Origin of the sequence: Thermohahella caldifontis (genome assembly GCF_041153465.1) — a bacterium.
GTDB classification, from domain to species: Bacteria; Pseudomonadota; Gammaproteobacteria; order Pseudomonadales; family Oleiphilaceae; genus Thermohahella; species Thermohahella caldifontis.
Genome location: NZ_CP154858.1, coordinates 1,277,840 through 1,297,051, shown reverse-complemented (window position 1 = coordinate 1,297,051; position 19,212 = coordinate 1,277,840). Strand labels below are relative to the sequence as shown.

Annotated in this window: 19 protein-coding genes; 15 read left to right on the top strand and 4 right to left on the bottom strand. The window is 58.4% G+C overall.

The genetic code is table 11. From position 1 onward, the window contains the following. Together AAIA72_RS06320 and AAIA72_RS06315 are read right to left on the bottom strand one after the other, a co-directional pair. Complete coding sequence (locus AAIA72_RS06320) at nt 1–522, bottom strand: KdsC family phosphatase (RefSeq protein ID WP_369602564.1); 522 nt, start codon at nt 520–522, stop codon at nt 1–3. Then, the gene (locus tag AAIA72_RS06315) at nt 522–1,499 is read right to left on the bottom strand and encodes a KpsF/GutQ family sugar-phosphate isomerase (protein WP_369602563.1); all 978 of its coding nucleotides are present in this window, start codon (nt 1,497–1,499) and stop codon (nt 522–524) included. The genes AAIA72_RS06320 and AAIA72_RS06315 overlap by 1 nt, the downstream gene beginning before the upstream one ends. Before the next feature lie 236 nt (nt 1,500–1,735). Here AAIA72_RS06315 and AAIA72_RS06310 point away from each other — a divergent pair, with 236 nt between their 5' ends. From AAIA72_RS06310 to AAIA72_RS06260, 11 genes are read left to right on the top strand one after another with little or no spacing between them, the layout of a single operon-like run. Continuing rightward, nucleotides 1,736–2,545, top strand: coding sequence for an ATP-binding cassette domain-containing protein (locus AAIA72_RS06310; RefSeq protein WP_369602562.1), 810 nt, complete (start codon nt 1,736–1,738; stop codon nt 2,543–2,545). Nucleotides 2,546–2,549: 4 nt separating this feature from the next. Continuing rightward, a complete protein-coding gene (gene mlaE / locus AAIA72_RS06305; RefSeq protein ID WP_369602561.1) occupies nt 2,550–3,323 on the top strand; it encodes a lipid asymmetry maintenance ABC transporter permease subunit MlaE in 774 nt (257 codons plus the stop codon). Between the two features lie 2 nt (nt 3,324–3,325). Beyond that, nucleotides 3,326–3,778, top strand: a complete 453-nt coding sequence (mlaD, locus tag AAIA72_RS06300; RefSeq protein ID WP_369602560.1) for an outer membrane lipid asymmetry maintenance protein MlaD — start codon at nt 3,326–3,328, stop codon at nt 3,776–3,778. A gap of 13 nt (nt 3,779–3,791) precedes the next feature. Beyond that, nucleotides 3,792–4,433 (top strand): phospholipid-binding protein MlaC, encoded by a 642-nt coding sequence (locus AAIA72_RS06295; protein ID WP_369602559.1) that lies wholly within the window; start codon nt 3,792–3,794, stop codon nt 4,431–4,433. Continuing rightward, nucleotides 4,430–4,768 carry an STAS domain-containing protein gene (locus AAIA72_RS06290; protein ID WP_369602558.1) on the top strand — a complete coding sequence of 113 codons (339 nt, stop codon included), beginning with the start codon at nt 4,430–4,432 and terminating at the stop codon, nt 4,766–4,768. Before AAIA72_RS06295 ends, AAIA72_RS06290 begins: the two co-directional genes overlap by 4 nt. Before the next feature lie 49 nt (nt 4,769–4,817). Beyond that, nucleotides 4,818–5,048, top strand: coding sequence for a BolA family protein (locus tag AAIA72_RS06285; protein WP_369602557.1), 231 nt, complete (start codon nt 4,818–4,820; stop codon nt 5,046–5,048). A gap of 12 nt (nt 5,049–5,060) precedes the next feature. Then, the gene (murA, locus tag AAIA72_RS06280; protein WP_369602556.1) at nt 5,061–6,323 is read left to right on the top strand and encodes a UDP-N-acetylglucosamine 1-carboxyvinyltransferase; all 1,263 of its coding nucleotides are present in this window, start codon (nt 5,061–5,063) and stop codon (nt 6,321–6,323) included. A gap of 4 nt (nt 6,324–6,327) precedes the next feature. Continuing rightward, nucleotides 6,328–6,975 (top strand): ATP phosphoribosyltransferase, encoded by a 648-nt coding sequence (gene hisG / locus AAIA72_RS06275; protein WP_369602555.1) that lies wholly within the window; start codon nt 6,328–6,330, stop codon nt 6,973–6,975. Further along, complete coding sequence (hisD, locus tag AAIA72_RS06270) at nt 6,972–8,276, top strand: histidinol dehydrogenase (RefSeq protein WP_369602554.1); 1,305 nt, start codon at nt 6,972–6,974, stop codon at nt 8,274–8,276. Before hisG ends, hisD begins: the two co-directional genes overlap by 4 nt. Continuing rightward, on the top strand, nt 8,273–9,349 hold the full coding sequence (hisC, locus tag AAIA72_RS06265) for a histidinol-phosphate transaminase (RefSeq protein ID WP_369602553.1): 1,077 nt from the start codon (nt 8,273–8,275) through the stop codon (nt 9,347–9,349). The genes hisD and hisC overlap by 4 nt, the downstream gene beginning before the upstream one ends. Further along, the gene (locus AAIA72_RS06260) at nt 9,342–10,100 is read left to right on the top strand and encodes a Nif3-like dinuclear metal center hexameric protein (protein ID WP_369602552.1); all 759 of its coding nucleotides are present in this window, start codon (nt 9,342–9,344) and stop codon (nt 10,098–10,100) included. The genes hisC and AAIA72_RS06260 overlap by 8 nt, the downstream gene beginning before the upstream one ends. Before the next feature lie 46 nt (nt 10,101–10,146). Here AAIA72_RS06260 and AAIA72_RS06255 read toward each other — a convergent pair whose 3' ends face one another. After that, complete coding sequence (locus AAIA72_RS06255; protein ID WP_369602551.1) at nt 10,147–10,653, bottom strand: YhcB family protein; 507 nt, start codon at nt 10,651–10,653, stop codon at nt 10,147–10,149. Nucleotides 10,654–10,808: 155 nt separating this feature from the next. On the opposite strand from AAIA72_RS06255, the gene zapE reads away from it, so the two are divergent. After that, entirely contained in the window at nt 10,809–11,915 is a 1,107-nt protein-coding gene (gene zapE, locus AAIA72_RS06250; RefSeq protein ID WP_369602550.1) for a cell division protein ZapE, read from the top strand. Between the two features lie 50 nt (nt 11,916–11,965). Here zapE and AAIA72_RS06245 read toward each other — a convergent pair whose 3' ends face one another. Then, nucleotides 11,966–13,147: an acetyl-CoA C-acyltransferase gene (locus tag AAIA72_RS06245; RefSeq protein WP_369602549.1), complete on the bottom strand. Its 1,182-nt coding sequence runs from the start codon at nt 13,145–13,147 to the stop codon at nt 11,966–11,968. A 230-nt stretch (nt 13,148–13,377) separates the two neighbouring features. On the opposite strand from AAIA72_RS06245, the gene AAIA72_RS06240 reads away from it, so the two are divergent. The 3 genes from AAIA72_RS06240 (at nt 13,378) to AAIA72_RS06230 (ending at nt 19,201) form a co-directional block, all read left to right on the top strand. Next, the gene (locus AAIA72_RS06240) at nt 13,378–15,216 is read left to right on the top strand and encodes a DUF1302 domain-containing protein (protein ID WP_369602548.1); all 1,839 of its coding nucleotides are present in this window, start codon (nt 13,378–13,380) and stop codon (nt 15,214–15,216) included. Between the two features lie 38 nt (nt 15,217–15,254). Next, nucleotides 15,255–16,631 carry a DUF1329 domain-containing protein gene (locus tag AAIA72_RS06235; protein WP_369602547.1) on the top strand — a complete coding sequence of 459 codons (1,377 nt, stop codon included), beginning with the start codon at nt 15,255–15,257 and terminating at the stop codon, nt 16,629–16,631. A 116-nt stretch (nt 16,632–16,747) separates the two neighbouring features. Further along, a complete protein-coding gene (locus AAIA72_RS06230; RefSeq protein WP_369602546.1) occupies nt 16,748–19,201 on the top strand; it encodes a LuxR C-terminal-related transcriptional regulator in 2,454 nt (817 codons plus the stop codon). Nucleotides 19,202–19,212 lie beyond the last annotated feature (11 nt).

Genomic DNA, 19,212 nt, shown 5'->3' with positions numbered 1-19,212 from the left:
TCAGCGCTCCTGTTGCAGGCGATAGCGTTGCCAGACGGCGGTCAGACACTGCTCCCGTGCCAGCAGGTGTTCCGCCAGCTCGCGCACGGCGCCCTTGCCGCCGGGCAGTGTGCTGATCCAGTCCGCGTGTGCGCGCACATAAACATGGGCATCCGCCGGCGCGGCCCCGATTCCTGACCACTCGATTGCGGACAGGTCGGGCAGGTCATCACCCATGTAGGCGACCTGCTCCCGGGAAAGTCCGAGTTGATCACAAAGGGTACGCAGTGCAACCAGCTTGTCTTCACGGCCCTGAATGATGTGATCAATCCCCAGCTCCCGGGCGCGACGATCAACCATGGGAGAGGTTCTGCCGGTGATGATGGCCAAGGCCATGCCGGCATCCCTGAGCAGTTTCAGGCCCAGTCCATCCTTGATGTTGAAGCTCTTGAGTTCATGGCCGGCACTGTCGTAGGTGACGCTGCCGTCCGTGAGCACGCCATCCACATCCAGCGCCAGCAACCGGATCTGTTCGGTCGGCATCACAGGACTCCCGCACGAAGCAGGTCGTGCATGGTCAGCGCGCCGGCCAGACGCCCGTTCTCTTCCACCAGCAGTGCGTTGATCTTGCTGCTTTCCATGAGCCCCAGCGCCTCTGCGGCCAGGATGGAGGGCGGAACCGTCTTGCCGTGGGTCGTCATCACATCATCAATCAGCGCGGTGTTGATATCGATATCCCGGTCCAGGGTGCGGCGCAGATCGCCATCCGTAAAGATGCCGAAAATACGCCCTTCCTGGTCGGCGATGGCGGTCATGCCCATGCCCTTGCGGGACATTTCCAGCAGCGCTTCCTTGAGTGGTGTACCCGGCTGCACGCAGGGGATTTCGTTGCCCGTGTGCATGATGTCTTCCACCTTGAGGAGTAACCGCCGCCCCAGTGCACCGCCCGGGTGGGAGAAGGCGAAGTCTTCGGCCGTGAATCCCCGGGCTTCCAGCAGTGCGACAGCCAGCGCATCGCCCATGGCCAGTGCTGCCGTAGTGGATGCCGTGGGTGCCAGCCCCAGCGGGCAGGCTTCCGTAGCCACGCTGGTGTTCAGATGGGCTTCGGCAGCCAGAGCCAGGGTCGAATCCGGGTTTCCGGTCATGGCAATCAGAGGGACATTCATGCGCCGCAACAGGGGCAGGAGTGTCACGATTTCAGCCGTGGTACCCGAGTTGGAGAGTGCCAGCACCACATCCTGCCGGGTGATCATGCCGAGATCCCCGTGCGATGCTTCGCCCGGATGAACGAAGAAGGCAGGGCTGCCGGTACTGGCAAGCGTGGCGGCAATCTTGCGTCCGATATGACCGGACTTGCCCATGCCGGTGACCACCACGCGGCCGGGGCAGTCCAGAATCAGGCGGCAGGCACGGACAAAGCCGGTGTCCAGTCGGTCGGCCAGTGCACGGACCGCATCGGCCTCAAGGTGAATGGTGCGTTGTCCGGAGGCGATCAGTTGCTCGTCAGTGAAGGCTTTCATGAGTCTCGGGTCGTTCAGAGTGTGGCAGCAAGTATAACTGATAAGATTCCGATTCATTAGTCCCCGATGGCAATGGGAACAAAATCAGTGTATGCTATAACTGCATGGCAATACAGAAATATAATGGTGCGTGTCATAAGACACCAGGAATCGCGATAACCAAGTATTTTTCTCTTTTTCTGCTGTGGTATAGTGCGCCCTGTTTCGCAAGAGCGCCCCGAGGGGAGCACCGAGGTATGGACAAACCGTCTGACGCATACATTGAAATACGCAATCTGACCTTCCGGCGAGGTGAGCGGGTCATCTTTGACAATGTGAGCCTGACCATTCCTCGCGGCAAGGTCACCACGATCATGGGGCCGAGCGGGACAGGCAAAACCACATTGCTCAGGCTGATCGGCGGGCAATTGCGCCCGGATTCAGGCACGATTCATGTCGACGGTGTCAATATTCACGCATTGAAACGCAAGGAGCTGTATGCGATGCGTGAACGGATGGGCATGCTCTTTCAGAGCGGGGCGCTGTTTTCTGATCTTAATGTTTTCGAGAATGTGGCCTTCCCGCTGCGCGTTCATACCGATCTGCCGGACGACATGATCCGCGATATTGTGCTGATGAAACTGCACGCGGTCGGGTTGCGTGGCGCGCGTGAGCTGATGCCCAGTGAACTGTCCGGAGGCATGGCCCGGCGTGCCGCCCTGGCACGCGCCATTGCGCTGGATCCGGAGCTGATTATGTATGACGAGCCCTTCACCGGTCAGGATCCGATAGCTATGGCCGTGATCGTGCAACTGGTCCGGCTGCTCAATGACGCTCTGGGGCTGACAAGTGTGCTGGTTTCACACGATGTGGCGGAATCCCTGAGCATCACCGACCATTTGTGTATCATTGCCGAAGGTCGCGTGATGGGGGAAGGCAGTCCGGATGCGCTCAGGCGGGAAGGGTCACCGTTTGTGCGCCAGTTCCTCAACGGATTGCCGGACGGGCCGGTACCCTTTCACTATCCGGCCGCCGATTACCGGGTGGATTTGCTGGAGGGCGCGTAAGCCGATGGATGGATTGCAGAAACTGGGACGTACAACACTGGATGCACTGGCTTCGCTGGGCCGGAGTGTGATGTTTCTGGTGTCCGTGCTGGGCAACGTTCCGTCCCTGTCCGGTTTTCCTCTCCTGGTGCGGCAGCTCTATGCAGTGGGCGTGCTTTCCCTGGTCATCATTCTGGTCTCCGGCCTGTTCATCGGCATGGTTCTGGGGCTTCAGGGCTACAATGTGCTGGTAGATTACGGCTCTCAGGAAAATGTGGGACAGATGATTGCGCTGACGCTGGTCCGGGAGCTGGGGCCTGTGGTGACCGCCTTGTTGTTCGCCGGGCGGGCGGGCTCGGCCCTGACCGCTGAAATCGGCCTGATGAAGGCCACGGAGCAGCTGTCCAGTTTGGAAATGATGGGGGTGGATCCCCTGCGGCGGGTGATTGCACCGCGCTTTATCGCAGCATTTCTCTCCATGCCGCTGCTGGCACTGATTTTCAGCATGATCGGCATCTGGGGCGGCAAGATGGTCGCCGTGGACTGGCTGGGTGTCTATGACGGCTCCTACTGGGGCAACATGCAGGGCAGTGTGGAGTTCTGGGATGATGTCATGAACGGCATCATCAAGAGTGTCGTGTTTGGGTGGGTGTGTGCCTGGATTGCCGTCTATCAGGGGTATGACCTGATTCCGACCTCGGAGGGGATTGCCCGGGCCACAACACGTACGGTTGTCTATTCATCGCTGGCAGTGCTGGGACTGGACTTCATTCTCACTGCCATCATGTTCGGAGGCTAAGCATGTTCAACCGGAAGATCGAAATTGCAGTGGGCCTGTTTGTGGTGCTGGGTGTCTGGGCGCTGTTTTTTCTTGCCCTGCAGGTCAGCGGCATCACCTTCAATGACGATCGGCCGACTTATCGGCTCTACGCGCAGTTCAATGATATTGGCGGGCTGAATACGCGCAGCCGTGTTACTCTGGCAGGGGTGACGGTGGGGCAGGTTCGCGATATCCGTCTGGATCCCAAGACGCTGATGGCGGAAGTGGAGATGGCCATCTTCAAGGATGTGAATTACATCCCGGCGGACAGCGCCATTTCCATTCGTACTGCAGGCCTGCTGGGCGAAAATTATCTGAGCATATCCGTAGGTGGCGACATCGAAGTACTGCAGGATGGTGACAGCTTCGAGAGCACCAGTGGGGCACTTAATATCGAATCGCTGGTCAATCAGTTTGTCTCGGGCCAGAAATAGAGGCGTGCGCATCATGAAATCATCCACCCGTATCGTTATCGCGGTCTTTCTTGTCCTGTTCGGGTTTGCTGGCAGTGCCCGGGCCAGTGAGGAGGACGTGCTGAAAGAGACGGTTTCCCGCAACATGGATCAGTTGGTCGCCACCTTTGAGTCCCGAAAGGGTCTCTACAACACGGATCCGGACAAGTTCTATGTATTGATGGAAGAGGCGCTTGAGCCTTTTGTGGATTTTGAGCGCATTGCCATGCGGGTCATGGGGCGCTATCGCCGTGAAGCGACACCGGACCAGATCAGGCGTTTTACCGAAGTATTCAAGCGCAGTCTGTTTGAGGCTTATGGCAAGGCACTGGTTGACAGCGGGAAGTTTTCGCTCAAGGTTCGTCGCGTTGTGATTGACCCCAGGCGGAGTACGCGTGCAAGTGTCATGGTAGACATTCAGTCTGCATCTGGGAACGTTTATCCGGTAATTTACAGCATGCACCAGGATGCGCAGGGTATCTGGAAAATGGAGAATGTGATTGTCAATGGCGTCAATGTGGGACTGGCGTTCAAGGAGCGATTCGAGCAGGCTTACCAGCAGGCCGGCGGCAATCTGGACAAGGTGATTGCCGAATGGAAGGCAGATGTGGAAATCAAGACGGACAAGGCGGCATGACATTCAGTGTTGAAACACGCGACGGTCAGGTATGGCTGAGCGGGTGTGTCGACACCGGTAACGCGGTGGCCGTGCGCCAGGCCCTGGAGAAGATAGCTGCAGCCTGGCAGGATGAAGTCCTCGTGCTCAATCTCAGCGGCGTGACCAGTGCGCGCAGTGTGGTGCTGTCCGTTCTACTCAGGTTGATGGCGGCCTGCGACAAGAAGGGGCTGCAGCTTCGCCTCGAAAGCATGCCGCATCGTGTCTTTGAAATGGCAAGGGTCAGCGGTCTGGATGCAGTGCTGCCCATCGATTCCATCCACAAGGCATCTGCCGACAGCGCGTGGCAGGCGTAACCCCTTTCGGGTAGAATGGCACGCTGATGTTTCAACAGCGAGAGATGCCATGAATCAGGAAGAGCTTCAAGCCTATTTGTCCGAAAAACTGCCTGACTGTCAGGTACGGGTCAGCAGTCCGGATGGTTATCATTTTGAAGCAGAGGTCGTGGGCGAGCGCTTTGCCGGTCTGAGCCGGGTCCGGCGCCAACAGGTAGTCATGGCCTGTGTCAGTGATCTGCTTGCCGATAACACGGTCCATGCGCTTTCTCTGAAAGTGCGTACCCCGGATGAACTCTGACGGCGGCCTCCCATGGAAAAATTGCTGATTACCGGGAATGGACCGCTGGATGGCGAGATCCGCATTTCCGGTGCCAAGAATGCCGCGTTGCCCATCCTCGCGGCAACGCTTCTCACCAAGGATACGGTCCGGGTGGGCAACCTGCCGCACCTGAACGATATCACCACCATGATTGCGCTGCTCGGGCGCATGGGCGTGTCGGTTACCATTGACGAGAAAATGGCGGTGGAAGTCACGGCGGGTACCATCGAGGCCTGCCATGCCCCCTATGAACTCGTCAAGACCATGCGTGCCTCCATATTGGTCCTGGGACCGCTGGTCGCGCATTTCGGTCAGGCGGAAGTCTCGTTACCGGGTGGCTGTGCCATTGGCAGCCGCCCCGTGGATCTGCATTTGCGTGGACTTGAAGCCATGGGGGCAGAGATTGAAGTGGCCAACGGTTATATCTACGCCAAGGCCGCGAACGGGCTGAAGGGTGCGCGGATCTTCCTGGATACCGTGACGGTCACCGGCACGGAGAACCTGCTCATGGCCGCCACCCTGGCCGAAGGCAAAACGATCATAGAAAATGCCGCCCGCGAACCGGAAGTGGTGGATCTGGCCAACTGTCTGATTGCCATGGGTGCCCGGATCAAGGGGCAGGGTACGGCCATCATTGAGGTGGAAGGCGTGCCTGAATTGCATGGTTGTCGCCATGAGGTGGTCGCCGACCGTATCGAGACCGGGACCTATCTGGTGGCTGCGGCCGCGACCCGTGGTCGTGTGCGCGTCAAGGACACCCGTGCGGACATTCTGGATGCGGTCCTCCACAAACTTCAGGAGGCCGGTGCACACCTGGATATTGGTGATGACTGGATCGAGCTGACCATGGATGGCCGCCGGCCGAAGGCGGTCAATCTCAAGACCGCCCCCTATCCGGCCTTTCCTACCGACATGCAGGCCCAGTTCGTGACCCTGAACAGTGTTGCGCAAGGTGTCGGGGCAGTGACGGAAACCGTATTCGAAAACCGCTTCATGCATGTTCAGGAGCTGAACCGCATGGGGGCACGGATCCGGCTTGAGGGCAATACCGCCATTGCCGAGGGTGTTGACCGCCTGACCGGCGCACCGGTCATGGCCACCGACCTGCGTGCTTCGGCCAGCCTCGTGATTGCCGGCCTGGTTGCCGATGGCGAGACACTGGTGGACCGGATCTATCATATTGACCGTGGCTACGAATGTATCGAGGAAAAGCTGCAGCTGCTCGGGGCCCGCATACGACGATTGCCAGGATGAATACATGACCAACACATTGACCTTTGCCCTGTCCAAGGGGCGTATTCTCAAGGAGACTCTCCCGCTTCTGGAAAAGGCCGGAATCACGCCACTGGAGGATGTCTTTACCAGTCGCAAGCTGATCTTTGAAACCACGCGCCCGGACGTTCGTATCGTGATTCTGCGGGCGACTGACGTGCCGACCTACGTGCAGCTGGGGAGTGCGGACCTGGGTATCGCCGGCAAGGATGTCCTGATGGAACATGGCGCGGAAGGGGTGCATGAGCTGCTCGATCTGAATATTGCCCGCTGCCGCCTGATGACAGCCGGACTCCGTGGTGAGCAGCCGCCGGCAGGCCGGCGCAGGGTGGCGACAAAGTTTGTCAATGTGGCACGTCGTTACTATGCCTCGGTTGGCGTGCAGGCAGATATCATCAAGCTCTACGGAGCCATGGAACTGGCCCCCATCATGGGGCTGGCGGACGAGATTGTGGATATCGTGGATACCGGCAATACGTTGCGCGCAAATGGTCTGGAGCCGCGTGAAGAGATCTGTCATGTCAGCTCCCGTCTGATTGCCAATGCGGCATCCATGAAGACCCGGCACGAAGTCATACAGCCCATTGTACGGATACTGGCCGGGGCCGTTGAGTTCGGGGAGGTAAGTGCATGAAACGATTGTCTGCAAAGGACCCGCAATTCGGGCGTCTCCTTGAAGAGGCGTTGTCTTTCGAGTCCGAAACGTCCCTCCAGGTGGTGGACACGGTTGAACAGATCATCCGGCGCATCCGTCGTGAAGGCGATGCCGCGCTGGTCTCCCTGACCCGGGAACTGGATGGCTGGGTGCCGGGCAGTGCAGCCGGGCTGGAGATTCCCCTGAGTGAATGCCGGGCAGCGCTGGAGAGTCTGGCGCCCGATCTGCGAGCTGCACTGGAGCAGGCTGCCGAGCGGATTCGCAGCTACCACGCTCACCAGAAGCAGCCTGATTGGCAATACGAAGACGAGCAAGGCAACATTCTCGGGCAACAGATCACCCCGCTGGACAGGGTAGGGCTGTATGTGCCGGGCGGCAAGGCCGCGTATCCGTCATCGGTGCTGATGAACGCCATTCCGGCCAAGGTCGCGGGTGTGCCGGAACTGATCATGGTCGTACCCTGTCCCCGTGGTGAGCGTAATCCCCTGGTTCTGGCGGCGGCGGCCGTGGCCGGTGTCGACCGTGTCTTTGCCGTGGGCGGGGCGCAGGCTGTCGCGGCGCTGGCCTGGGGGACGGAAACTATCCCCAGAGTGGACAAGATTGTCGGCCCGGGAAATATCTATGTGGCTACGGCCAAGCGCCTGGTATTCGGGCAGGTGGGGATCGACATGATCGCCGGGCCATCCGAGATCTGCGTGGTCTGGGATGGCTCGACGCCTGTCGACTGGATCGCCATGGATCTGTTCTCCCAGGCCGAACACGACGAGCAGGCGCAGGCGATTGCCATTACCACGGCACCCGGACTCGCGGACCAGCTTGAGGAAGCCATCCGGCGCCTGCTGCCCACGCTGGCAAGGCATGCCGTCGTTCAGGCTTCGCTGGCAGGACGGGGGCTGATCATTGAGGCCGACGGGGTGGATGAGGCGCTGGAGGTCGTGAACCGGATTGCGCCGGAACACCTGGAGCTGAGCTTTGTGGGAGCGGCTGATCATCTCCGCAAGGTGCGTCATGCCGGTGCGATTTTCGTCGGACGCAATACGGCAGAGGCCCTTGGGGACTATTGCGCAGGCCCCAATCACGTGCTGCCCACCTCGGGAACGGCCCGTTTTTCTTCGCCGCTGGGGGTTTACGATTTTCAGAAGCGCAGTTCCATCATCTGTGTGTCGGATCGCGGCGCACAGCAGATCGGGCCGGTTGCATCCGCTCTCGCCCGGGCGGAAGGGTTGGAAGCCCACGCCCGTTCAGCGGAATACCGGTTCGGCAGGGAGGATGGGGAATGAGCGGCGGGCGTCTGGAACGCTGGGTGCGACCCGAAATCAGGGCGCTTTCTGCCTATCATGTGCCGGATGCCAGTGGCCTGATCAAGCTGGATGCCATGGAAAATCCCTGGCCCTTGCCCGGAGACTTGCGTCAAACCATCGCCGCGCGGCTGGCTGAGGTGCCTGTCAACCGGTATCCGGATCCGCAGGCTACGGTGCTCGGTCAGGCCATCCGGGCACTTTGGCAGATTCCGGATGACGTGGGCATGCTGTTTGGCAACGGATCGGATGAACTGATCCAGTTGATAGCCATGGTGCTCGGCGGCCCCGGACGTACGCTGCTCAGTGTGGAGCCGGGCTTTGTCATGTACCGTATGATCGCTACCTTTACCCAGAGCCGCTATGTGGGGGTGGATCTCAGGCCGGATTTTTCCCTGGACACGGAGGCGGTGCTTGCGGCCATTCGCCTGCATGAACCCGCTGTCTGTTTTCTGGCGTGTCCGAACAATCCCACGGGCAACCTGTTTGATGCGGATGCGCTGCGTGCCATTGTGGAGGCGTCCCCGGGATATGTGGTCATCGATGAAGCCTATACGGCATTCACCGATGCGGACCATCTCGACTGGATTAACCGGCATGAGAACGTTCTGGTCATGCGGACCCTGTCCAAGGTCGGTCTTGCGGGGCTGCGACTGGGTATGCTGTTCGGACGCCCGGAGCTGATTGAGGAGATCAACAAGGTACGCTTGCCCTACAACATCAATGTGCTGACCCAGACCGCGGCGCGTCTTGCCGTGGAGCAGTTTGCCGTGCTGGAGACACAGACCCGGCAATTACGGGCCTCCCGCGATACCATGCTTGACGCGCTGGCAGCGCTGCCCGGGGTGGAACCGTTCCCCTCTCAGGCCAACTTCGTGCTGGTGCGGGTACCGGATGCCCCGGCGTGGTTTGCCGGGCTCAAGGCCGGGGGTATTCTGGTCAAGAATCTGCACGGTGCCCACCCCTTGCTGGCGCATTGTCTGCGCCTGACTGTCGGAGCACCAGAGGAAAACGATACCTTGTTATCCGCATTGGAGGCGCTAGCTCGTGGTTGATCGTGGCACGCTGATCGGGCAGCTTGATGAATGGTTGCAACCCGACCTCTATCGGGATTACTGCCCCAACGGCTTGCAGTTGGATGGCAAGCATCAGGTTGGTCACGTGGTTACTGCAGTCACCGCATCACAGCATGTGATCGAACACGCTGTAGAGGCTGGTGCAGACCTTTTGCTGGTCCATCATGGTTGGTTCTGGAAAAACGAAAACCCGACCATCACCGGTATCAAATACAGGCGTGTTCGCGCACTTATGGATGCGGGTATCAGCCTGGTCGCTTATCATCTGCCACTCGACTGTCACCCCGAGCTGGGGAATAACGCGTGCCTGGCTCGCCTGATGGGCTGGGTAGTGGATGGTCAGGTCCGTGCTGGTGGAACAGAAGGGCTGCTATGGTACGGCCACTTGCATGCACCCGCTTCACTGGAGCAGTTATGCGAGGGACTTGAACGTGTCCTGGGGCGCAGGCCCTTGCCGGTTTCCGGGCATGACCGGCCCATCAATACCATTGCCTGGTGCACCGGCGCAGCCCAGGGCTTCATTGAAACCGCCGCGGCACTGGGTGTGGATGCCTACATCAGTGGCGAAATTTCGGAACCGACCTATCATCTGGCGCGAGAACTGGGTATTCACTATATTGCGGCCGGACATCATGCCACTGAACGCTACGGTGTCCAGGCACTGGGGGCAGCGCTGGAAAAGCAGTTCGGGGTGACTTGGCAGTTTGTGGACGAACCCAATCCGGTTTGAAGCGTACAGCTATCCTGCCCCGGACTTTGTCCATTCGCCAGGCAATTTAACCGCGAGCCGCGGTCTTTTCGGTTCCGTCGGATTCAGGCTCCGGATCGGAGGTTACACTGGCCCCCGCAAGCCCGAACTTTTCAGACAGCATGCCCGCTTCATCCGGTGCCCTTTTGGGCGCGTAATCCAGAGGCGGGGCAACATCAGTATCCTCATCTTCCTCAAGCTCATCAGGTGAAATGCCGGATACATCTACCGGGGACGGTGCATTGCTGGCAACACGCTTGAAGTCCGGATCATTGCACAGGCGTTCAGCGCCGCGTGCAAGATGGTTGAACATGTCGTGGTAGCGAGCATTGAGCTCGCCCAGCAGTTCGGCTGTACGGTTAAAGTGTTCAGCAACTTCGGCCTGATAATGCGTGTACTCCGTTCTGAGTTGCTCGAGCTGACTTTCAACACGGCGCTGCCTCTGGGCCGCATTTGAGCGGCGGCTGAGAAACAGCCAGGCCAGGCCAAAGCCGGCTGCAAAGGCGATCAGGGCGATCAGCACATTTTCTTGCATGGATCTTCCGTTTGTATCAATGCGTGGGGTGCCCAGTATACTCCATGATGTCTTTGGGGGACATAAGACGTAGGGCTCAGGTCAATTCCCATGACGCCTCTTGGCAACATTGTCCGGGTTCGCCACAATAGGGCGCCGCAAGCAGAGGAGTACCCATGACGCCGCTCGACAAATACCTGAGGGACCTGCAGCGTGAAGATTTTCACGAGGATGCGGCCCAGCGCCTGGCCGTAGAAAAACTCAATGACCTGTATCACAGGCTGGTTGCTGATGAGGAAAAGCGTCGCAACCGGACGCGCCTGCAACGTCTGGCGGAGCGCCTGAAACCGGGGCGGGAGACTCAGCCGGTTCGTGGGCTGTACTTCTGGGGAGGCGTTGGTCGGGGCAAGACGTATCTCATGGATACGTTCTACGAATCCCTGCCATTCTCCAACAAGATGCGCACCCATTTTCATCGCTTCATGCAGCGCGTTCACAGGGAGCTGGCAACACTTAAGGAGGAGCCCAACCCGTTGGAAATTGTGGCGGAAAGACTGGCCAATGAAGCGCGTGTCATCTGTTTCGATGAGTTCTTCGTTTCCGATATCGGGGATGCCATGATCCTGGCGAACCTGCTCAAGGGATTGTTTGCCCGCGGGGTCACGCTTGTGTGCACTTCGAACATTGTACCCGACGGGCTATACAAGGACGGGCTTCAGCGAGCACGCTTTCTGCCGGCGATCGACCTGCTCAACCGGCACACGGAAGTGATCAATGTGGATGGCGGTGTGGACTATCGGCTGCGGGCGCTGGAGCAGGCCAGTCTGTACTACACACCACTGGATGAAGCGGCTGAACAGGCGCTTGAGAACATGTACCTGCGTCTTGCCATGGATGAAGGTGAGCATGGCACCCGACTGGAAATCAATCAGCGCGTATTGACTGCCGTGCGCCGTTCGGATGACGTGGTCTGGTTCGAGTTTGAAACCCTCTGTGACGGGCCGCGCAGTCAGAATGACTACATTGAACTTGCCAGAGAATTTCATGCAGTGATTCTCTCGGGCATTCCTGTATTGGACAGCAGCAAGGAAGATCAGGCACGACGGTTTATCAATCTTGTGGATGAGTTCTACGATCGGAATGTGAAGCTGGTATGCTCGGCGGCAGCGCCCATTGACGCGCTTTACCAGGGGGAGCGTCTCAAATTCGAGTTTGAGAGGACTGAAAGCCGGCTGCTCGAAATGCAGAGTCAGGATTATCTGGCAGCGCCCCACCGGGGCTAGGAATGAGAATGCCGGGGAACGCATGCCCCGGCATTCTGCGGCTTGACGCTTTATACTCGCTCGATGGCAATGGCAGTCGCTTCTCCGCCACCGATGCAGAGGGAGGCGATGCCGCGACGGCCTCCGGTTTGCTCCAGGGCATTGAGCAGGGTGACGATGAGTCGCGAGCCGGTTGAGCCGACAGGATGACCCTGCGCGCAGGCACCGCCCCAGATGTTGACTTTCTCATGGCTCAGTCCGACCTCCTGCATGGCCAGCATGGTCACCATGGCGAACGCTTCGTTGATCTCGTACAGATCCACTTCATCCTTGTTCCAACCGGTTTTCTCCAGCACTTTCTGAATGGCGCCGATGGGTGCCAGCGTGAACTCCGAGGGGGCCTGCGAGTGAGTGCTGTGGGCGACAATGCGGGCTCGCACCTTGAGGCCGCGTTTCTCCGCCTCGGAGGCAGAAGTAAGCACCAGTGCTGAGGCGCCATCGGAAATGGAACTGGAGTTGGCCGCCGTAATGGTGCCGTCCTTTGCAAATGCGGGGCGCAACTGGGGAATCTTTTCGATATTGGCCTTGTGCGGTTGTTCGTCATCCTTGACCACGACATCGCCCTTGCGGCTGCTCACCGTCACCGGAACGATTTCCTTCTCGAGACTGCCGTCTTCGATGGCTCGCTTGGCGCGGGTCAGGGATTCCACGGCATAGGCATCCATCTGCTCGCGGGTCAGACCGAAGCGGTCAGCTACTTCCTGCGCGAATGAGCCCATCAGGCGTCCGGTTTCCGCGTCTTCCAGCCCGTCCAGGAACATGTGATCCTTGACGGCGCCATGCCCCATGCGATAGCCGCTGCGTGCCTTGTCCAGAATGTAGGGTGCATTGGACATGCTCTCCATGCCACCCGCGACCATGATGTCGTTGGTGCCTGCCCGGATCAGGTCATGGGCGAGCATGGTGGCCTTCATGCCGGAACCGCACAGCTTGTTGATGGTGGTGGCGCCGGTGGAATCGGGCAGGCCTGCCTGACGCATGGCCTGACGTGCAGGTCCCTGTTTCAGGCCGGCCGGCAGCACACAGCCCATGATCACCTCCTGGATGTCTTCGGGACGCAATCCCGCCCGGCTGACAGCTTCCCGGATACTGATGGCGCCCAGATCAACTGCGGTCAGGCCGCTCAGTACGCCCTGAAAACCGCCCATCGGCGTACGCACGCCATCGACAATGACAACCTCTCTCTCGCCCATGAGTCTCTCCTGTTGTGATGAAAATACCGCCCGCATTATACGCCTCACCTGAGTCACAATTCACCCCTGATGACTTGGCAAAACGGCGTGGTGGTCTACACTGTTGAAAATAATGGAGAGATCGGTTGCGAGCCGCTATAGTAGAAAATCATACTTTAGATGGATGAAGTCGTAGTTTCGGCTCGGATATAGTGCGAACATCAGCAATAATAATCACGGAGTAGCGTTCGATGACAAGAAAAACACAAGGTCGGCAATGGGCTCAGCTGCCGCTGGCAGCCGCTATCGCTGCACTGGTGGTCTCACCAGTTTCCTCAGCGCGTCAGTTTTATCTGGAATCACTGGATGCAGATCTGAGCTGGGATACCACCATCTCCGCCGGAGCCAGCTGGCGTGTCTCTGACCGGGACGAGAATCAGCTGGCACAAGGTAACCTGGGCGTTCCCCAGTACAGCACCCGTGGTTCATCGACCAACAACACCGACGATGGCAACTGGAACTTCAAGAAAGGTGAGACCTATTCCAAGGTCATCAAGCTGACAACCGATCTGATGCTGCGCAAGGGTGACTTTGGCGGCTTCATTCGTGGCAAGGCGTTTTATGACAAGGAGCTGATGGATGAAGGCCGGGCATACGATAATGTCGGTCAGACGCGCGAGCTGAGCGACGATGCTCTGGATCAGGCTGGTGCCCGTGCGGAAATTCTGGATGCTTATGTTTGGGGTGATTTCTATCTTGGGGAAGGTGGCACGCCGCTGAACCTGCGTGCAGGCAAGCAGGTGATTTCCTGGGGCGAGAGCACCTTCATTCAAGGCGGGATCAACATTATCAGCCCCATTGACGCCACGGCTTTCCATACGCCGGGTGCCGAGGTGAAGGAAGTGCTGCTGCCGGTGAATCTGGTGTACGGATCTCTGGGCCTGACGGAAGACGTCACGCTGGAAGCGTTCTACCAGTTGCAGTGGGACAAGACGCGGATCGACCCCTGTGGTACATTCTGGTCCACCAATGACTTTGGTGCAGATGGGTGTGGTCCGGTTCTGCTGGCGGGACAAACACCTGACGGACTCGCGCTGGCCAATGGCGTTTTCGCGGATCGTCTTGAAGACGTGGAGCCTTCCGACTCCGGCCAGTTTGGTCTGGCCGCCCGCTGGTATGCGGCTGCGCTCAATGACACTGAATTCGGGTTCTACTACATCAACTACCATAGCCGCATCCCCTACGTGAGCGGTGTGGTAGCTGATCCTGCAAACGGCAAGTCGCTGCCCAGCTATTTCGTCGAGTTCCCGGAGGATATCCATCTCTGGGGCATCAGCTTCAACACCAGTACCGAGAGCGGCTGGTCCGTGTCCGGTGAGGTCAGCTACCGTCCTAATCTGCCTGTTCAGGCTAACGCTTTTGAACTCATCTATGCGGGATTGGCCATAGATCCGGATTTGGATGGTGTTTATGAACCCATTCCATACTCCAAGCTCTCGTCCCGTGCACAGCTTGGCCAACCGGCTTCAGGCTATGACCGTTTCAAGGTCACCCAGGCCCAGGTTACGTTCATCAAGTTCTTTGACCAGATTCTGGGGGCCAGCCGTCTGACGTTCGTGACGGAAGTGGGGGGGCAGCTGATCCATAATCTGCCGAGCAAGGATGTGATGCGCTATGGTCGTGACTCGACCTTTGGCATTGGTGATTTCTACTATGCCCCCTACGGCCTGAGTTGTACGGATCAGAGTGCACTCCCGACAAACAACAACCCCTCCTACTGTACGAATGACGGGTTTGTGACGCGCAGTTCTTGGGGTTATCGCATGCGCTTTGCGCTGGATTACAACGATGCCTTTGCCGGTGTCAACCTGACGCCGATTCTGGCGTGGAGCCACGATGTCAATGGTTACAGTGCCGAGCCTGGTGCACAGTTCAAGAAAGGGCGCAAGGCTGTGGGTCTGACACTGAAGGCGGTGTATCTGAATCAGTACACCGGGTCCATCAGTTACACCAACATCTTCGGTGGAAAACCGTACAACCTGGGTAACGACAGGGACAACGTGTCTGTCAGCGTCAGCTATTCGTTCTGATCTGTGTCAGGTTCAATGATTTAAATGAGGTAACCTCAATGAAAATAAGAGCAATGATGGTGGCTGGTGTGGTAGGGCTTGCAACGCTGTCCTCTGCAACGGCCTGGGGCAAGGTGAGTGCATCGGAAGCCGCCAAGCTGGGCGATACGCTCACTCCGGTGGGTGCAGAGCGCGCCGGCAATGCAGATGGCACCATCCCGGCCTGGGAGGGGGGGTATACCGGTACGCCGGCAGGTTTCGCGCCCGGCAACTGGGTGAACCCCTATGCTGATGAAAAGCCGCTTTTCGTGATCAACCAGAGCAATGTGGAGCAGTACAAGGATAAGCTGAGTGCGGGCCAGGTCGCCATGATCAAGAAGTATGGCGACTTCTCCATCCCCGTTTATCCCACTCACCGCTCGGCAGCTTACCCGCAGAAGGTTTACGATGCTGCCAAAAAGAACGCCACCACAGTGGATATGGTGGCAGATGGCAACGGTCTGACCCCGTTTGAAACTGCGGTACCGTTCCCGATTCCTTCCGGCAGCAACCGTGACCAGGCGCTTCAGGTGATCTGGAATCACATCACCCGTTATCGGGGCGGGTCGGTGGAGCGGACCATTGCCCAGGCAACCCCTCTGGCAAATGGTAATTTTACTCCGGTCAAGTTCCACGAAGAGATCACCTGGCGGGACGAGCTGACCGACTATGATCCGGCCAAGGACCCGAACGTCATGTTTTACTTCCGGCAGGAAATTGTGGCGCCGGCTCGTCTGGCGGGCAACGTTCTGCTTGTGCATGAGACGATCAACCAGGTCAAGGAGCCTCGCCGGGCCTGGATCTATAACCAGGGTCAGCGCCGTGTAAGGCGTGCGCCTCAGGTTGCGTACGACGGGCCTGGTACGGCGTCAGATGGTCTCAGAACCTCTGACGACTTTGACATGTACAATGGTGCGCCGGATCGCTACGACTGGAAGCTGGTGGGCAAGAAGGAAATGTACATCCCGTACAATTCCTACAAGCTGATGGACAAGTCGCTCAAGTATGCGGACATCATCAAGCCCGGGCACATTGCGTCGGATCTGACGCGTTATGAACTGCATCGCGTGTGGGTGGTTGAAGCCACGCTCAAGAGCGGCATGCGCCACGTTTATGCCAAGCGGGTCTTCCATATTGACGAGGATACCTGGCAGGCGGCAGTGATTGATATGTATGATGGCCGTGGTGAATTGTGGCGTGTGTCTGAAGCGCATGAAGTATCCTTTTACGATCAGAAGGTGCCCTGGTATGCCGTGCAGGTCGTCTATGATCTGCTGTCCGGGCGCTATCTGGTTCTGGGCCTTTCGAACGAGGCGCAGGATGGCTATAAATTCGGTATCAAGCGCGCTTACCAAGACTATACACCGGCAGCACTGCGTCGAGCGGGCCGCCGTTGATAGGGTGTTCATGGCTCGATCCATACGTACGGGAGGGGCAACCCTCCCGTTTTTGATTTCAAGTCCGTATTCCGATACTCTTCTGCGCAGTGGATTCATTTGCGCAGAGGACTGTCGTGCATACGCCCCCCGATTCACCTGATCGTCTGCCCCACCTGACTTCAGCTCTGGGCGCATCATTCCGGCAGCCGGAGATTGCCCCCCTTCCATTTGATGCGCTGGATCGGCTGTATGGTGGTCTGGAACCCGGACGACGAGTCGTGGCCTTCCGCATGTCGGATCTGAGTGGCATTGTCCCCATGCTGAAAAGCTGGGCCGCGTATCACGGGTGGGGCTTTCACGCCTCTGGTTCCGGCGTTGCCGTTTCTGGCGCGGAATCTCTGAAGCTTCTGACAGAACCCGAGTGGCGGCAATATCGTCAGCAATCTCTGGTTGATGGCGGCGAAGGCTATATTGCAGTCATAGGGTGTCAGGTTGAGCCTACGGCATTTCCACGTGTAGCGGACTGGGCCTCGATTGCTTTGGGTATCGAGGACATTCGCCGTTTGTACAAGGCAGCTCTTGGAGAGGTGCCTTCCCTGCAGTCGCTTTTCATGTTGAGGCACTACACACAGGGCTGGCCCCTGGCGATCAATGTCTGGCTGGCCTTGTGCAAGAAGCACGGGCGCTGGCTGGACTACGGTGATGCCAGGGCTGCTCTGATTGAATATCTGTCCGACTATCCGGAAGCCCGCAGTGCCTGCTCCCACTCATACTGGCCGGTTCTCGCAAGGCTGGGTGAATTCGACAATCGCGCCGTCAGGATTCTTGCAGAAAAGGCTGATCAGCTACACGAAGCACTCTCGTCAGGGGTCTGGCCTGTATTCAGACATCCGGCCCATTCCGGGTGGTGGCGGGTTGCGCCCTTGTTTGGGGATCTTGTTTCGGAGCATGCCTGCGCCGGCAATACCAGGATTCGTTCTGAAATACAGAGACTGGCGTCCGGTTATCAGGCAGAGGGCAACTGGCATGAATGGTATGACCTGGCTCAGCGCTTTCGTTTGCATCTCTCAGAAGAAGAGGCCAACCGGGTTCCGGCTTCGGTTCTTCTGGATCGGGGAGGGGGTTGGCACCTTCTGAATGTCGATTTGAAAGCGGGGGGTGGCCCTCTGGTGCTGCTCAGGCAGGCCTGGTCACTTGCACTTGCGGGGCGGCTGGCTGAGAGCCAGGCGATACTTGAGCGTTGTGAGCCCGGGACGTCCGGGCATCAAGCCATCTGGTTGCTGGTCAGGGCCTTCTTGTCCCGAAGTGAAGGCAACCTTGATGCAGCCGCCGAGGTGGTCACCCAATGTCTGAATGTTGTCGGCGAACGTTCGGATCTTGAGGTGCTGGCCTGGCTGGTCAAGGCAAGTACTGATGCGGCACAGGGGCGATATATTCAGGCCCGGGAAGCCAATCGTTCTGCCCTCAAGGTGGCCCGGGCGAAGCGTTTGTACGCACTTGAAGTACTGGCTCTTTATGATCTGGCCAGAATCGAGCTGTCAGAGGGCTATCTCCATCAGGCTCAGTTGGCGCTCAAGCTGGCCCGGGAAGCCTTGTCCCGGAGAGAGTCCAGGACAGGCCCTCTGCAAGGTCTGATTCCCTGTCGCCTGGACGCGCTCTGTATGGTTGAGCGCTGGTGCCATTTTGATCGGGATTGGTTGATTCGGCATGGGGCGGACATTCTTTACCGTGCAGAACGTCAGCGTGATCTGAGTGTACTGATTGTCTGTGTGGTCTTGTCCCGGCTCCAAAAGGCTCAGGGGTGTTATCAAGAAGCGGAATTGCTGTTGAGTCATGCAGAGCGGCTGATGCAATTCTGGCATGTGGATGAACACCTCTACCGAAATCTGCTGGATGTGCTTCGGGTAGACATACAGATTGATCGCGGCCGGCAGGATCTCGTTGCCCGTGGTATAGAACAGATAGAGCGTACGCTGCATGAAACCCGTTATCCGGAGTTGTTTCCGATGCTGCCGGGGTATTTCAGAGTGGCGCAAATCAAATATCTGATCATGCAGGAACGGCTGGAAGCGGCGGATGAGGCCATTCACCGTTTGGCACTGCGATTGTCGGGCCAGTCTCCGTTCTCGGTCGGTAATGTATTTCTGTATTTGTTGCGCGCCTTGTCTGCACAGGTCCGTGGGCGTGCCATCGAGGCTAAAAGCATGTTCCGGGAAGCGCTGCGGGTGGCGGAGACCGAGGGTTACGTCAATGCGTTTGTGGAGTTTGGCAAAGTCCTGGCACCGACAATCCGCGACTATGTCAAGGCACCGGGGAGCGGGCAGTTTGCTGAGCGCGTTCTCAATGTGCTGATGGAACAGGTGCCAGCGGTGCATCCTGAAGTGCCTCCGCTGGAGGAGCCTCTGAGTAGCCGGGAGATGGCGGTGCTGCAGTTGATTGCGGAGGGTTATGCGAACAAGGATATCGGTGAGAAATTGTTCATCTCACTGCATACGGTCAAGACGCACGCCAGGCGGATCAATGCCAAACTGCAGGTCAGGAACAGGACACAGGCCATTGCCCGTGCCCGCGAGCTGGGGTTGCTTTAGCATGTAAAGCC